Origin of the sequence: Qipengyuania sp. S6317L1 (genome assembly GCF_023015615.1) — a bacterium.
Taxonomy (GTDB): Bacteria; Pseudomonadota; Alphaproteobacteria; order Sphingomonadales; family Sphingomonadaceae; genus Erythrobacter.
This window is the reverse complement of the sequence record NZ_JALKAJ010000001.1, coordinates 231,514-246,139: the sequence shown is the minus strand read 5'-3', so window position 1 is coordinate 246,139 and position 14,626 is coordinate 231,514. Positions and strand designations below refer to the sequence as shown.

The window sequence follows — 14,626 nt, the reverse complement described above, 5'->3', positions numbered from 1 at the left end:
ACGCTTTTCGGAGAACAATCATGTCTGCATCCCATACGGTGGTGATCGTTGGTGGCGGTGCCGCCGGACTTGCCACCGCATCTTCGCTGCTCAAGCGGCGTAGGAACCTCGATATTGCGGTGATCGACCCTGCCGATACCCATGCCTATCAACCCGGATGGACCATGGTCGGCGGCGGGGTGTTCAAGCCGGAAGTGACCCGCCGATCCATGGCAAGCGTGATGCCCAAGGGCGTGACCTGGATAAAGCAGGCGGCCAGATCCTTTCAGCCCGACAATAACGAAGTGACGCTCGCCGATGGCTCAACGGTGCGGTACGATGCGCTGGTCGTTGCGCCCGGTATCCGCCTTGCGTGGGAGAAGATCGAGGGGCTTGAAGAGACGCTTGGCAAGAATGGTGTCACGTCAAACTACCGCTATGACCTTGCGCCTTACACGTGGGAGATGGTGCAAAAGCTCAAGCAAGGCCGCGCCATTTTCACGCAGCCGCCCATGCCGATCAAATGCGCAGGCGCGCCGCAAAAGGCGATGTATCTGTCGTGCGATCACTGGCTGCGTGCAGGCGTTCTCGACCACATTGATGTGGAGTTCTGCAATGCAGGCGGCGTCCTGTTTGGAGTGCAGGATTACGTCCCGGCGCTGATGAGCTATATCGAGAAATACGACGTTGCGCTCGACCTTGGCCACACGCTGGTTTCGGTCGATGGTCCTGCGCAAAAAGCGGTGTTCAAGACAGAAGGAGGCGAAGTCACGCGCGAGTTCGATATGCTCCATGTCGTGCCCCCGCAAGTCGCGCCGCAATTTCTCGCAGACAGCCCGCTCGCTGCCGAAAGCGGGTTCACCGATGTGGATCAGCACACCTTGCGCCATGTGCGCTATGACAATGTTTTTGGCCTTGGCGATGCAGGCGCGATGCCCAATGCAAAGACCGCTGCCGCCGCGCGCAAACAGGCGCCGGTCGTGGCGGTCAACGTGCTGCAACAACTGGGCGGGCATGGCCCCAAGGCGGGCTATGACGGCTATGGCTCGTGCCCCCTTACGGTAGAGCGCGGCAAGATTGTCCTCGCTGAATTCGGCTATGGCGGTAAGCTTATGCCGAGCTTTCCGGAGTGGATCATCGACGGGACGAAACCGGCGCGCCTTTCGTGGATGCTCAAAGCCGATGCGCTGCCGTGGATTTACTGGAACGGGATGCTCAAGGGCCGCGAATGGCTGGCAGGGCCAGGCGGATTGATCGCGCAGTAAAGCGCCGGGACGAGGGGCCTTTTGACCATGCTTTCGCGCTATCTTCCGATCCTTGAATGGGGCCGGACATACAACCGGAACATATTGACCGATGACCTGATGGCGGCGGTGATCGTCACCATCATGCTCATCCCGCAAAGCCTCGCCTATGCGCTGCTTGCAGGATTGCCTCCGGTTGTGGGCCTTTACGCCTCGATCCTGCCGCTTGTGCTCTATGCCATTTTCGGGACCAGCCGCACCCTGGCAGTGGGGCCGGTGGCGGTGGTTTCCCTGATGACGGCATCCGCAGCGGGCGCGGTGGCGGCGCAAGGGACGGCTGAATATCTTGAAGCTGCGATTACGCTTGCGATGCTGTCGGGCGTGATGCTCGCTATTCTTGGGCTTCTTCGGGCGGGCTTTCTTGCGAACCTTCTCTCCCACCCGGTGATCAGCGGTTTCATCACCGCATCGGGCATTCTTATCGCGACCAGCCAGTTAAAGCATATCCTCGGCATCCAGGCTGGCGGCGACAACTGGCCTGAGATGCTCGGCTCGCTCGCCGCCTCGATTGGGGCGACGAATGTCTGGACGCTGGCGGTTGGTATTCCTGCCACGCTGTTCCTGTTCTGGGTGCGCAAAGGGGCAAAGCCTGCGCTTGAGCGCATCGGCCTGCCTTCTCGCGCCGCCGATATGACCGCAAAGGCAGGGCCGGTGGTTGCCGTGGCGCTCACCATCCTTGCCGTCATTGCATTTGATCTTGGCGCAAGAGGCGTCAATCTGGTCGGCGCGATCCCGCAAGGCCTGCCGCCCTTTGCCCTGCCCAGCACCGATTTGTCGCTGATCGAGAAATTGTGGGTCCCTGCCCTCCTCATCTCCATCATCGGTTTTGTCGAAAGCGTTTCGGTTGCGCAGACCCTTGCCGCCAAGCGGCGTCAGCGGATTGCCCCCGATCAGGAATTGATCGGCCTTGGCGCCGCCAATATCGCGAGCGCGTTTTCAGGCGGTTATCCTGTGACAGGCGGCTTTGCCCGGTCGGCGGTAAACTTCGATGCTGGCGCGCAGACCCCGGCCGCGGGTGCCTATACCGCCGTGGGAATTGCACTGGCGACACTGTTCCTGACCCCGCTTTTGTTCAGCCTGCCCATCGCAACGCTGGCTGCGACCATTATCGTTGCCGTGCTCAGCCTTGTTGATCTCAAAACGCCGGGCCGCCTGTGGAATTATTCGAAGGCCGATTTTGCAGCGCATATCGCCACAATCGCGATCACCCTGCTTGCAGGGGTCGAGATGGGCGTGATCACAGGGGTCGGCGTGGGGCTTCTCCTATACCTGTGGCGCGCCAGCCGTCCGCACGCCGCCATCGTTGGCCGCGTTCCAGAGACGGAGCATTTCCGCAATGTCGACCGTCACACAGTCTTCACCGTGCCGCACATCCTCTCGATCCGCATTGACGAGGCGCTGACCTATCTCAATGCCCGCTGGCTTGAGGAATATGTGCTCGAACAGGTCGCGGACCGGCCGGCCGTGCGCCACGTGATCCTGATGTGCAGCGCGGTCAATGAAATCGACGCATCGGGCCTCGAAAGCCTTGAGGCGATCAATCACCGCCTTGGCGATGGGGCAATCGGCCTGCATCTTTCCGAGGTGAAGGGTCCGGTGATGGACCGCCTCAAACGCTCCCACTTCGTCGAAGAACTGAACGGCGAGGTTTTCCTCTCGCAATCCAAAGCTTTCGATAAACTTGTAAGCGATGATGGCGCGCCGCCGGAACCGGTCGATCAACATGAAGCGCGCGGGCTTATCTGATGGGCGCGATTGCCGATAAGGACGCAAAATGCCGCCGCATCCTTGCCTTGATCGAAGGCGGTAAAGGCGTTTGCGAAAGCTGCCGCGAGGTCGGCATATCGGAGAAAACCTTTTACCGCTGGCGCAAGGTGCAGTCGGTGCGTTAAACTCCCGCTGCGCAAGCGACACTCTCATTGAAGGAAAGATATGGCTATGGATATCAACATCGGAATTGATGACGCAGGACGCGAGAAATCATCGGCGGCTCTGAAGAAGCTGCTTGCAGACACCTATACGCTCTATCTCAAGACCCACGGCTATCACTGGAATGTCGAAGGGCCGCATTTTCAGCAATTGCACCTGCAATTCATGGAGCAATACACCGAAATGTGGACCGCGGTTGACGAACTGGCAGAACGCATCCGCGCGCTTGGCCATTATGCGCCATCCTCCTATTCCGAAATGAGCGGGCTTTCCTCGATCAAGGAAGAGACCGGCAGCCCTGACTGGCACGCAATGGTGACCAACCTTGCCAAGGGCCACGAACAGGTCGCCAACACCGCGCGCGAGGTTTTGCGGGTGGCCGAAGAGATCGGGGACGAGGCGACGCTGGACGTGGTCGCACCAAGGCTCACCTTGCACGAAAAAACGGCGTGGATGCTGCGGGCGACGGCGAACTGAGCGGCCATCAATGAAGCAAATAGTGTAATTGATTGCACATTTGCGTCGTGACATTGCCGATTTTGCACGCAAATCAGCCGTTTTGTCGCTTGTGCAGGAAATTCGATTAATGTAAGTGCGTAATTGAATTGGACGACTCACGACGCCGCGCGTAGCTCGTGGGTCATCAATCCAAGGAGTACACACCATGAGCTTGCATATCGGCGACACTGCCCCCGACTTCACCATTGCCACCACCAAGGGCGAGATCACCCTCCACGACTGGTCCGGCGATAACTGGGTGTTTTTCTTCAGCCACCCGGCTGATTTCACGCCTGTGTGCACTACCGAAATGGGCATGACCGCCAGGCTCGCCGCCGAGTTCGACGCGCGCGGCGTCAAGCCGCTTGGCCTTTCAACCGATACAGTTGAAGAACACCTTGAGTGGGTCAAGGACGTGGACGAGACACAGAACTGCTCGCTTCAATTCCCGATTGTCGCAGACCCCGACCTTGAGATCGCAAAACTCTATGACATGATCCACCCCGATCAGAGCGAGACGGCGGCGGTGCGTTCGGTCTTCATCATCGATCCGTCGAACAAAATCCGCCTCACCATGACCTATCCGATGAGTGTCGGGCGCAATTTTGACGAAATCCTGCGGGTGATTGACAGCCTGCAACTCACCGACCGCTGCACCATTGCAACGCCGGCCGATTGGCGGCCCGGTGATGAGGTCATCATCCCGCCTTCGATCAACGATGAAAAGGCAACCGAGATGTTCCCGCAAGGGTTCACCACCATCAAACCATACCTGAGGACGACAAAAGTCGCCTGAGGGTCGCAAGAGACGGCGCGTTCGCAGTAAGCATTGCGGGCGCGCCCTCTCACATCACAGTTTTCACAAGTGAGGGATCACACCTAGCACCATGTTTGATCAGCTCGACGCCCTTTTGCTGGCACGTATCCAGTTCGCCTTCACGGTCAGCTTCCACTTCTTCTTTCCCGCCTTTTCCATCGGGCTGGCGAGCTATCTCGCCGTGCTCGAAGGGCTGTGGTTGAAAACCGGCAAACAGATCTATCTCGACCTGTTCAAATACTGGCTCAAGATATTCGCCATCGCCTTTGCCATGGGTGTCGTCTCCGGCATCGTGATGAGCTATCAGTTCGGCACCAACTGGTCGGTGTTTTCCGACGTTGCAGGGCCGGTGATCGGGCCGCTCATGGCTTACGAGGTGCTGACCGCCTTCTTCCTTGAGGCGGGCTTTCTTGGCGTCATGTTGTTCGGCATGAACAAGGTGGGCCGGAAACTGCACTATACCGCAACGCTGATGGTTGCGCTCGGCACGTTTGTCTCGGCCTTCTGGATCCTGTCGGTGAACAGCTGGATGCAAACGCCGGTGGGCCACATCATCGGCGAGAACGGACAGTTCCTGCCCGGCGAAAGCTGGTGGGACATCGTCTTCAACCCGAGCTTCCCCTACCGCCTCGTGCACACGGTCATGGCCGCCTATCTCACCACGGCCTTCGTTGTCGGGGGCGTGGGCGCATGGCACCTTTTGAAAGAGCGTAAAGACGGCTCTGCCAACCCGCACGCGCGCAAGATGTTCTCGATGGCGATGTGGATGGCAGCAATCGTGACCCCTGCACAAATCTTTGCCGGCGACCTTCACGGCCTCAACACGCTTGAACATCAACCCGCCAAGGTGATGGCGATGGAAGGGCATTTTGACAGCCACCCCGAAGGTGCGCCCCTGATCCTTTTCGGCATTCCCGACAGCGAGGAAAAGACCGTCAAATACGCCATCGAAATTCCCAAGGCATCCTCGCTTATCCTGAAGCATGACCTCAACGCGCCGATGGACGGGCTCGACACGATCCCGGACGACGAAGAGCCGCCTGTGGGCATGATTTTCTGGTCGTTCCGCATCATGGTCGGGATCGGCTTTGCGATGCTGGGTATCGGTTTGTGGAGCCTTTATGGCCGCGCGCGAAAGCGGCTTTACGATATGCCGTGGCTGCACCGTGCCGCCGTCCTCATGGCACCCAGCGGCTTTGCAGCGGTGCTGGCGGGATGGATCACCACAGAAGTGGGCCGACAGCCTTATGTGATCTATGGCCTCCTGCGCACAGCCGATGCGGCAAGCCCGCTTGATGCGCCTGCCGTGGCCGCTTCGCTGCTTGCCTTCATCATCGTCTATTTCACCGTCTTCGGGATCGGCGTGTGGTACATCCTGCGTCTGATGAGCAAGACCCCGCATTCTGGCGAACCCGATGCGATGGAGGGCGATTCCGGCCCGATCCGTTCGGCAGGCATTACACCTGGACCAACGCAAAATCCGGGGCATGACGAACCCCTTCCCGCGCACAAGGAGGACGTGTGATGGACTTGACTGTCATCTGGGCGTTTATCATCGCCTTCGCCGTCTTCGCCTATGTCGTCATGGACGGGTTTGATCTTGGTATTGGCATCCTGTTCCCCACGGTCCGCGTAGGTCAGGGCCGCGACCGGGCGATGAATTCCATCGCGCCTGTCTGGGACGGAAACGAGACGTGGCTGGTGCTTGGCGGAGGCGGGCTGTTTGCCGCTTTCCCGCTTGCCTATGCGGTGATCTTGCCTGCCACCTATCCGCTTATCATCGCCATGCTTCTGGGCCTCGTGTTTCGCGGGGTGGCGTTCGAATACCGCTGGCGCGACCCCGGTCACCGCGCATTCTGGGACGCGGCCTTCTTTGGCGGCTCGCTTGTCGCGGCGATGGCGCAGGGGATGACGCTGGGCGCGCTTTTGCAGGGGATCGAAGTGGTCGATCGCAGCTATGCGGGCAGCTGGTTCGACTGGCTCACGCCCTACACCCTGCTTTGCGGGCTTGGCGTTGTCGCCGGCTATGCGCTTTTGGGCAGCACATGGCTGATCTGGAAGCTGGATGGCGGCGCACAGAAACACGCACGTTACCTCGCCCTTCGCGCAGCGATTGCGACCATCGTGCTGATGGGCGCGGTCAGCCTTTATAACATCTTCCTCAACGCCGAATATGCCGACCGCTGGCTCACCGCGCCCGAGATATATTTCGCAGCGCCCGTGCCGATCCTCACCGGTCTTATCGCCCTCTCGATGATCCAGGCGATCCGCAAGGAACGCAACAGCAAACCCTTCTGGCTGGCGATTGCGCTGTTCTTTGCCGGCACGGTGGGCCTTGGCGTCACCATGTGGCCCTATGTTGTGCCCCCCGGCGTCACGATCTGGGATGCAGCAGCGCCCGAAAGCAGCCAGATTTTCATGCTGGTGGGTGTTGCGATCACCATGCCGCTGATCATCGGCTACACCGCCTGGGCCTATTGGGTGTTCAGGGGCAAAGTGGACGACGAGGGGTATCATTAATGCCGCGCCTCGATACCGAACCCCAACCTCCCTTGTGGAAGCGCCTCGCGTGGATGGCCGCAATATGGCTGGCAAGTGTGACTGTGCTGGGCGTGGTGGCGATGATTATCCGCTTCTGGCTCAAGGCCTGACGATAAAGGAGAGCCGTCGATGCACTTTAATCCGAGCAAGCACACCCTCGCCCTTGCAGCCGCGTGCAGCGCCCTTGTCCTAGCCGGGTGTTCGCCAGACACCTCCAGCGATAAGAGCGATGCCGAACAGGCGGCTTTTCTCAACCGCTCGCAACAGGTCACTGCGCAGTTTCAATCCGAACTCCAGACGACGCTTTCGACCGCGATTGGCGACAGGGGAGCGGTGGGAGCAATCGGCGTGTGCCAATCGGCAGCACCCGCCATTGCGCAAGCCCTGTCTGAGGAAAGCGGCCTTTCCATCAGCCGCATCGCGCGCCGCAATCGCAATGCGGATGGCGGCCTCTCCCCCGAGCTTGAACCGCTTTACGCACAGCTTGAAGCGGCGCCGATGGACAATGGCGCTCCGCGCAAGGTTCACGGATCGGTGGATGGCGCCATGGTCTATCTGCAAGCAATCCCGATGAAGGAACAGCCGTGTTCTGTGTGTCACGGCACCAATATCGACCCAACGATCAGCGATGCAATCGCCGCAGCCTATCCCGATGACCTCGCCACCGGATTTGCGCCGGGCGAGCTTCGCGGCGCTTTTCTTGTGCAGGATCAGGCGCAGCCCTGAACACTGGCACTCTGCCCGAATGGAACGCGCCTGTGCCCCTAGGTGTTCGACAATAAAGACAATTTGCAAACAGGAAATCCGCCATGCTTCTCGAAAAGATCAAAACACCCGGCCTCTCGCACCTGTCCTACCTTATCGGGTCCGGCGGCAAGGCGGCGGTGATTGATCCGCGGCGCGATTGCGAAATCTATCTTGAAAAAGCGCGCGCCGAGGGGCTGGAGATTACCCATATCTTCGAAACCCACCGTAATGAGGACCTTATCACAGGCTCCCCCATTCTCGCTGAAATGACAGGCGCAAAGGTGCTGCACGGCCCCAATGCAGCGGGCGAAATTGCTTTTGCGCAAACAGCGCGCGAAGGCGACACCTTCGAAATCGGACAGCTAACCATCGAGGTGCTGGAGACACCGGGTCACACCGACGATCACCTCGCCTTTGTCATCCATGACCGCGAATATGCCGATGGTCCGGTGGGGGTATTCACGGGCGATGCGCTGTTCGTGGGCGATGTCGGGCGCACCGACTTTTACCCCGACCGCAAGCGCGAGGTCGCAGGCCTCCTTTACGATTCGCTGCAAAAGCTGCTCGCACTCGGCGATCAGGCCATCCTCTACCCTGCGCACGGGGCGGGCTCTGTCTGCGGCTCGGGCATGGCGGAGCGTGAATTTTCGACCATCGGGCACGAACGCCGCAATAACCCGCGCTTGCAGATTGGCGAACGCGAGGCGTTTATCGAGGCCAAGATCGCCGAGAATCATTACCAGCCGCCCTATTTCCGCCTGATGGAACGCTTGAACATCGAAGGGGCGCAAGCCGCCCCTCGCGTGGTCCGGCCAAAACGGCTGACACTGTCCGAAATGCGCGGTGCAACAGCCGACCATGTGATCGACCTGCGCGAACCGCTTGCCTATGCGGGCGCTCATTTTCCCGGCTCGATGTGCCTTCCCGTCGGCATGATTTCCGCCTTCGCCGGCTGGTTCATCCGCGAGGGCGAGACGATCCTTCTCGTGGGATCGGACGAGGGACAGCTTTCCAGCGCCATGTCGCACCTCACCCGCATCGGGCTCGACAATGTTATCGGCGGTTACAATGGCGTTGTGCCGGCCGCGGCCAATGGCGTTGCCATGAACACGATCCCCATGGTCGATACCGATACGGTCAAATCACGGCTTGAGGGTTCTGAGCGCGAGTGGACCCTGCTCGATGTGCGCGACGCGGACGAGCGCGAAGCCGCTGCAATCGAGGGTTCCATGCACATCTATGTTGGCGAACTCAACGAACGGTGGAGCACGCTCGACAAGGACAAATCCTACACCCTCATGTGCGCAAGCGGGATGCGCGCCACCGTCGCGGCAGGCTGGCTTGCAAGTCGGGGATTTGGCAATATTGATGTCTATCTTGGATCAATGGGCGCATGGAAGGCAGCGAATGGCTGATGCGATTGACGGTCAGGCGTTCTGGGACGAACGTTTTTCAAGCGAGGATTATGTCTTCGGCACGCAGCCCAACGCCTTTCTCACAAGAGAGGCGCACCGCCTGAAAGAAACTTCGCGCGTGCTTGCGATTGCCGATGGCGAAGGGCGCAACAGCGTCTTTCTCGCAAGGCACGGGCACAAGGTGACAGCGACCGATATTTCGCCGCGCGCGATTGAAAAAGCCGAAAGGCTGGCAGCAAAAAGCGGTGTCGAGGTTCATTTCATCCACGCCGATCTGGCAAGCTGGGACTGGCCCGAAAACGCCTTTGACGCCGTGGTCGGTATCTTCATCCAGTTCGCCGCCCCGCCCTTGCGCGATCGTCTGTTTGAACGGATGGCCAAGGCATTGAAGCCCGGCGGCCTCTTGCTGCTGGAGGGGTATCGCCCCGAGCAATTGGATTACGGCACCGGCGGGCCACCCACGGCGGAGAACATGTACACCGAGGCGATCCTTCGCGAAGGGTTCGAAGCGCTCGAAATCGAGCATCTTGAAAGCTATGATGCGCAAGTCAGCGAAGGGAACGGTCACGAGGGCATGTCGGCGCTGATCGATCTTGTGGCGCGGCGGCCCGAATAGCGCGGGAGCCAAAGGCGAGGAATTGAGATGAAACTGCTGATACCTCCCCCCATTGTCGCCGCCCTTTGCGCGCTTGCCATGTGGGGCATCGCGCATTTCCTGTCCCAGACACGCCTCGCCTTCTCTTTCCAGACGCTTGTTGCCTGCGCCTTTATCGTGGCGGGGCTGGCTATTGACCTTGTCTCGGTCGGGGCCTTTAGAAAAGCCAAGACAACCGTCACGCCCCTAGCTCCGGAAAAAGCATCGAGCCTCGTTGTCACAGGGCTTTATCGCTACACGCGAAATCCGATGTATGTGGGGATGCTGTTCATCCTGATCGGCGTTGCGGTCTGGCTGGGTTCGCCCGTGAATGTGATCGTCCTCATCGCATTCGTGGGGTACATCACGGTGTTCCAGATCATGCCCGAAGAAGCGCGCCTATCGGAAATTTTCGGCGCTGATTACGAAAGCTACAAAACGCGGGTCAGGCGCTGGCTCTGAAAACCATTGCCGGTCAAAGCGCGGTTGACAGATCGGCAAGCGAGCCACTGGCCTTGATCGTTTTGAGGCAGATGGTTGTCTCGCTCGATTGGACACCGGGCAGCTTGGAAATTTCGTGGCGCAAGAGTTCATCGAGATGTTCGACCGATGCTGCATAAACGCGCAGGAGATAATCGCTTGAGCCAGCCGTGGTGTGACATTCGGTGATGGCGCGGTGCTCGCACACGGCGGCCTCGAAATCGGCGTGCGCGTCGAACCCGATGGTGACCGAGATATAGCACTGGACGCCAAGGCCGAGCGATGCCGGGTCAAGCTGCGCCGTGAAGCCGGCGATCACGCCCGTTTCGCGCAGCCGTTGCACGCGGTTCCAGCACGGCGTTTTGGAAAGGCCCACCTGCTCTGCCAGATCGGCAAAGGAAATGCGCCCGTCGCGCTCAAGCAAGGCGACGATTTTGTGGTCGATCCTGTCCATTGAACAAGCATAGCAATTGCGTCGATGTATGAACAGAACATTGGTCCTGTAGAGAGGTGTTCAATGGCCTATTGTTCTTCATGAGAGCCGTTTCAGGGCATTTTAGAAACAATATCCCTGCCAAAGCAGTTTATCACATGTCGTTCACGACCCCTCGTCCCAAGATGGATTTTATGAACGAAACCCCTCCCCACGCCGCCCCTCCCGAAGGTGCAAATCCCGACTGGTCCATGCCCCAGAACTGGGAGCAATTCTCCGCGTCCGACCACCAGCGATGGAGCGAATTTGCCGCCCGTCAGGCCAAGGCTCTTGAAGGGCTCGCCTGCGATACATTCCTTGACGGGGTGCGCGCGCTCGAGCTTGATCGCATGGGCGTGCCCGAGTTTGCCAAGTGGAATGATCGCCTGCGCTCACTCACCGGCTGGGAAGTGGTCGCCGTGCCCGGAGTGATCCCGAACGAGCCGTTCTTCAAGATGCTTAGCGAACGCAGGTTCCCGGTCGCCAACTTCCTGCGCCAAGGCCCCTCCTTCGACTATAGCGACGAGCCCGATATGTTCCACGATGTCTTTGGCCATATGCCGATGTTCATCGACCCCGCCTTTGGCGAATTCATGTCCGCCTATGGCAGAGCGGGGATCAGGGCGGAGCGCCTCGGCATGTCCGATTGGCTGGGGCGCCTATACCTCCATACGGTCGAGTTCGGCCTCATCAAACAGCGTGGCGAGCTGCGCGCCTATGGCGCTGGCCTCATGTCGAGCCATGCCGAGGCGGTCCATGCGCTCACCAGCAATACTCCCCGCCGCCTGCAATTCGACCTGCCTCGCCTCATGCGGACCGATTGGCCGTTTGACGAATTCCAGCCGACCTATTTCGTGATCGAGAGTTTTGAGGCATTGCTCGAAGAGATGGAGACGACCAGCCTCGCCCATGTCTATGACGAGGTGCGCGATTTGCCACTGATCCCGATTGGCGAGGCCGCGCCAGGCGACCGGCCCTATGTTATGAGCCCGTCTCAAGGAGAATGCGCGTGACCATCAGGAAAACCATGGAAGACGGGGTCGAAACCTTCGAGGCCGAGATTGATGGCGAGACGATCCAATGGGACCGCGGCCTGTCCTATGCGCGCCACATCCAGACCGACGCCCTCTTGCAGAGCCAGATGCCGGTGTCGGATAAGCCCGACGAAATGCTCTTCATCATCATGCACCAGACGATGGAGCTTTGGATCAAGCTGGCGACCCACGAGGCGAACGTCGCGATGGAGCATCTGCGCGCTGATGAGCCCGGCGAGGCGGAGAAGACGCTGGACCGGATTGCGACGGTGCTGCGCCATATGGTTCATTCGTGGGAGGTGCTGGCAACGCTTAGCCCGCACGATTTTCTCACCTTCCGCGGGTTCTTGCGCAAGGCATCCGGTTTTCAGTCGCACCAGTACCGCACACTCGAATTCTGCCTCGGCCTCAAACGCGCAGACCTTGTGCTGATCCACAATGACGATGAAGATCGCCGCGCGGCCTTGGAAGAGGTGCTGCACGCGCCATCGCTCTATGACGAACTCCTCGCGCTGCTCGCGCGGCGCGGGTTTGATATTCCCGACGACAAGCTGACACGCGATTTCTCGCAAAGCTACGAACCGTCAGAGCAGGTCGAGAACGCCTGGCTGCAAATCTACACCAACCCCGGCGACCACTGGGACCTCTACACCCTCGCTGAAAAGGTCACTGCGGTCGAGTATTACTTTCAGGAGTGGCGCTTCAAGCACATGAAGACCGTCTCCCGCGTGATCGGACACAAGGTGGGCACGGGCGGTTCGTCAGGGGTGAACTATCTGGTCAAGGCTTTGGACCTTCCCTTCTTCCCCGAACTGTGGTCGATGCGCACCCGAATTACGGCGCCCAAAGAAGGCGGCAATTACGCCGATGAGGCCCCTCGCAACGGAGAAGAGTGCCCTTATGGCCACTAAGCTTTGGGATATTACACAAAGGCTGGGCACAAAGACCCCGCTCTGGCCGGGCGAGCCCGACCTTGTGGTGAAACGCAATGTGCAAATGGGCCCCGATTGCCCGGTCAATATCGGCGAGGTCACCATGCCGCTGCACGCTGGCACCCACGCCGATGCGCCGGTGCATTATTGCGATGACGGCGTCGACAGTGCAGGCTCGTCATTGGCGGCCTACGTCGGACCTTGCGTGGTTGCTGACGTTCGACATGCAGGCGAGCGGGTGGAAGCAAGCGATTGCGACTGGGCGGTTCTGGAAGGGGCCACGCGCGTTATCTTCAGAACCTACAATAGCTTCCCGCATGATACATGGGATGAGAATTTCAAAGCCATCGCGCCCGCGGTCATCGCCCGGTTGCGCGAAGCAGGAGCGGTCTTGATCGGGGTCGATACGCCCTCGCTCGATCCGCAAAACTCGAAAACGATGGATGCCCATCACGAGGTACTCAAAGGCGATATGCGCATCCTCGAAGGGCTGGTGCTCGATGACATTGCACCGGGCGAATATGAGCTTATCGCCCTGCCCCTGCCGCTGGAGGGTGCCGATGCGAGCCCTGTTCGTGCGGTTTTGAGAGAGTTGGCGAAATGACGATTACCACCGCCGATATCGTTGCCATGGATGCAGCCGATCCGCTTGGCGGGTTTCGCGATGAATTCGTGATCCGCGATGGCCTTATCTACCTCGACGGCAATTCGCTTGGTGTGCTGCCCAAGCGCACGATTGCCCGCATGAACACGACCATCAATGATGAGTGGGCGGAGGGTTTAATCACTTCCTGGCTTGGCGCGGATTGGATTAACGCGCCGACCCGCATCGGTGACAAGATCGCGCAGCTTCTGGGCGCAGAGCCGGGCGAAATAATCGCTGGCGAAAGCACCTCGATCAACATCTTCAAGGCGCTTACCGCTGCGCTTTCCCTGCAAAAGGGACGCAGCGTCCTGCTCACCGAAACCGGCAATTTCCCGACCGACAATTACATGATGCAAGGGCTCGCGCGCTTTTCTGGCGGCGCGCTTCAATGCCGCGAAGTCGCGCCCGAGGATGTGCTCGACGCTCTCGATGAAGACGTGGCCGTGCTGTTGCTGACGCAGGTGCATTACAAGACCTCGCGCATCCGCGATATGGCGAAGATCACCGCGAAGGCTCACGCAAAAGGTGTGCTCACCGTCTGGGACCTTAGCCATTCGACCGGCGCAATCGAAGTCGATCTGAATGGTGCGAAAGCCGATTTTGCTGTGGGCTGCGGCTATAAATTCCTGAACGGCGGCCCGGGCGCGCCCGCTTTCCTGTTCGCGGCAAAGCGTAACCACCAGGCGGACCCGGTTCTGTCGGGCTGGTTCGGCCATGCCGCGCCCTTCGATTTTGATGGCGATTTCAAACCGGCGCACGGCATTGATCGTTTCCAATGTGGCACTCCCCCGGTTCTTGGCCTCGCGGCCTTGGAAGAGGGCGTCGACATCATGCTGGAGGCCGACATGGAAAGAGTGCGCGCCAAGTCGAGCCAACTGACCGAATTGTTCGTCACATTGATGGAGGAGCGATGCGGCGAGTTCGGTTTTGAATTTATCTGCCCGCGTGATTCCACGCAGCGCGGCAGCCAGGTCGCCTTTGCCCACCCCAATGCTTACGAAATGATGCAGGCGTTGAAAGCGCGCGATGTCATCGGCGACTTTCGCGCGCCCGACATCATGCGTTTTGGCGTGACCCCGCTCTACATCTCCTTTGCCGATATAGCAGAGGCGGTGGACCGCCTTCGCACGATCTGCGTCGATGCAGAATGGGACCGCGAGGAATACCGCACCAGAGCGGCCGTGACCTGAGCTCTTTG

At 59.6% G+C, this 14,626-nt stretch carries 17 protein-coding genes; 16 read left to right on the top strand and 1 reads right to left on the bottom strand.

Features of this window, described 5'->3' with window-relative positions:
* Nucleotides 1-20: 20 nt before the first annotated feature.
* The 12 genes from MWU38_RS01240 to MWU38_RS01185 all read left to right on the top strand — a co-directional run bounded on the left by MWU38_RS01240 (nt 21) and on the right by MWU38_RS01185 (nt 10,326).
* Complete coding sequence (locus tag MWU38_RS01240; RefSeq protein ID WP_348646855.1) at nt 21-1,244, top strand: FAD/NAD(P)-binding oxidoreductase; 1,224 nt, start codon at nt 21-23, stop codon at nt 1,242-1,244.
* 27 nt (nt 1,245-1,271) lie between these two features.
* Nucleotides 1,272-3,029: a sulfate permease gene (sulP, locus tag MWU38_RS01235; RefSeq protein ID WP_247270038.1), complete on the top strand. Its 1,758-nt coding sequence runs from the start codon at nt 1,272-1,274 to the stop codon at nt 3,027-3,029.
* Entirely contained in the window at nt 3,029-3,175 is a 147-nt protein-coding gene (locus MWU38_RS01230) for a helix-turn-helix domain-containing protein (RefSeq protein WP_247270011.1), read from the top strand. Before sulP ends, MWU38_RS01230 begins: the two co-directional genes overlap by 1 nt.
* A 46-nt stretch (nt 3,176-3,221) precedes the next feature.
* Nucleotides 3,222-3,689, top strand: a complete 468-nt coding sequence (locus MWU38_RS01225) for a Dps family protein (RefSeq protein ID WP_247270010.1) — start codon at nt 3,222-3,224, stop codon at nt 3,687-3,689.
* A 187-nt stretch (nt 3,690-3,876) separates the two neighbouring features.
* Complete coding sequence (locus MWU38_RS01220; RefSeq protein WP_247270009.1) at nt 3,877-4,506, top strand: peroxiredoxin; 630 nt, start codon at nt 3,877-3,879, stop codon at nt 4,504-4,506.
* 91 nt (nt 4,507-4,597) lie between these two features.
* On the top strand, nt 4,598-6,052 hold the full coding sequence (locus tag MWU38_RS01215; RefSeq protein ID WP_247270008.1) for a cytochrome ubiquinol oxidase subunit I: 1,455 nt from the start codon (nt 4,598-4,600) through the stop codon (nt 6,050-6,052).
* A complete protein-coding gene (cydB, locus tag MWU38_RS01210) occupies nt 6,052-7,047 on the top strand; it encodes a cytochrome d ubiquinol oxidase subunit II (protein WP_247270007.1) in 996 nt (331 codons plus the stop codon). The genes MWU38_RS01215 and cydB overlap by 1 nt, the downstream gene beginning before the upstream one ends.
* Nucleotides 7,047-7,178 carry a DUF2474 domain-containing protein gene (locus MWU38_RS01205; RefSeq protein ID WP_247270006.1) on the top strand — a complete coding sequence of 44 codons (132 nt, stop codon included), beginning with the start codon at nt 7,047-7,049 and terminating at the stop codon, nt 7,176-7,178. The genes cydB and MWU38_RS01205 overlap by 1 nt, the downstream gene beginning before the upstream one ends.
* Before the next feature lie 19 nt (nt 7,179-7,197).
* On the top strand, nt 7,198-7,794 hold the full coding sequence (locus MWU38_RS01200; protein ID WP_247270005.1) for a DUF3365 domain-containing protein: 597 nt from the start codon (nt 7,198-7,200) through the stop codon (nt 7,792-7,794).
* A gap of 83 nt (nt 7,795-7,877) precedes the next feature.
* A complete protein-coding gene (locus tag MWU38_RS01195) occupies nt 7,878-9,230 on the top strand; it encodes an MBL fold metallo-hydrolase (RefSeq protein WP_247270004.1) in 1,353 nt (450 codons plus the stop codon).
* Nucleotides 9,223-9,846: a class I SAM-dependent methyltransferase gene (locus tag MWU38_RS01190; protein WP_247270003.1), complete on the top strand. Its 624-nt coding sequence runs from the start codon at nt 9,223-9,225 to the stop codon at nt 9,844-9,846. The genes MWU38_RS01195 and MWU38_RS01190 overlap by 8 nt, the downstream gene beginning before the upstream one ends.
* A gap of 27 nt (nt 9,847-9,873) precedes the next feature.
* Nucleotides 9,874-10,326: an isoprenylcysteine carboxylmethyltransferase family protein gene (locus MWU38_RS01185; protein WP_247270002.1), complete on the top strand. Its 453-nt coding sequence runs from the start codon at nt 9,874-9,876 to the stop codon at nt 10,324-10,326.
* Between the two features lie 13 nt (nt 10,327-10,339).
* Here the strand turns inward: MWU38_RS01185 and MWU38_RS01180 are convergent, their stop codons facing one another.
* Nucleotides 10,340-10,798, bottom strand: coding sequence for an Lrp/AsnC family transcriptional regulator (locus MWU38_RS01180; RefSeq protein ID WP_247270001.1), 459 nt, complete (start codon nt 10,796-10,798; stop codon nt 10,340-10,342).
* A 137-nt stretch (nt 10,799-10,935) separates the two neighbouring features.
* On the opposite strand from MWU38_RS01180, the gene phhA reads away from it, so the two are divergent.
* From phhA to kynU, 4 genes are read left to right on the top strand one after another with little or no spacing between them, the layout of a single operon-like run.
* Nucleotides 10,936-11,829, top strand: coding sequence for a phenylalanine 4-monooxygenase (gene phhA / locus MWU38_RS01175; protein ID WP_247270000.1), 894 nt, complete (start codon nt 10,936-10,938; stop codon nt 11,827-11,829).
* A complete protein-coding gene (locus MWU38_RS01170) occupies nt 11,826-12,761 on the top strand; it encodes a tryptophan 2,3-dioxygenase family protein (RefSeq protein ID WP_247269999.1) in 936 nt (311 codons plus the stop codon). The genes phhA and MWU38_RS01170 overlap by 4 nt, the downstream gene beginning before the upstream one ends.
* On the top strand, nt 12,751-13,386 hold the full coding sequence (kynB, locus tag MWU38_RS01165) for an arylformamidase (RefSeq protein WP_247269998.1): 636 nt from the start codon (nt 12,751-12,753) through the stop codon (nt 13,384-13,386). Before MWU38_RS01170 ends, kynB begins: the two co-directional genes overlap by 11 nt.
* A complete protein-coding gene (gene kynU / locus MWU38_RS01160; protein WP_247269997.1) occupies nt 13,383-14,618 on the top strand; it encodes a kynureninase in 1,236 nt (411 codons plus the stop codon). The genes kynB and kynU overlap by 4 nt, the downstream gene beginning before the upstream one ends.
* Nucleotides 14,619-14,626 lie beyond the last annotated feature (8 nt).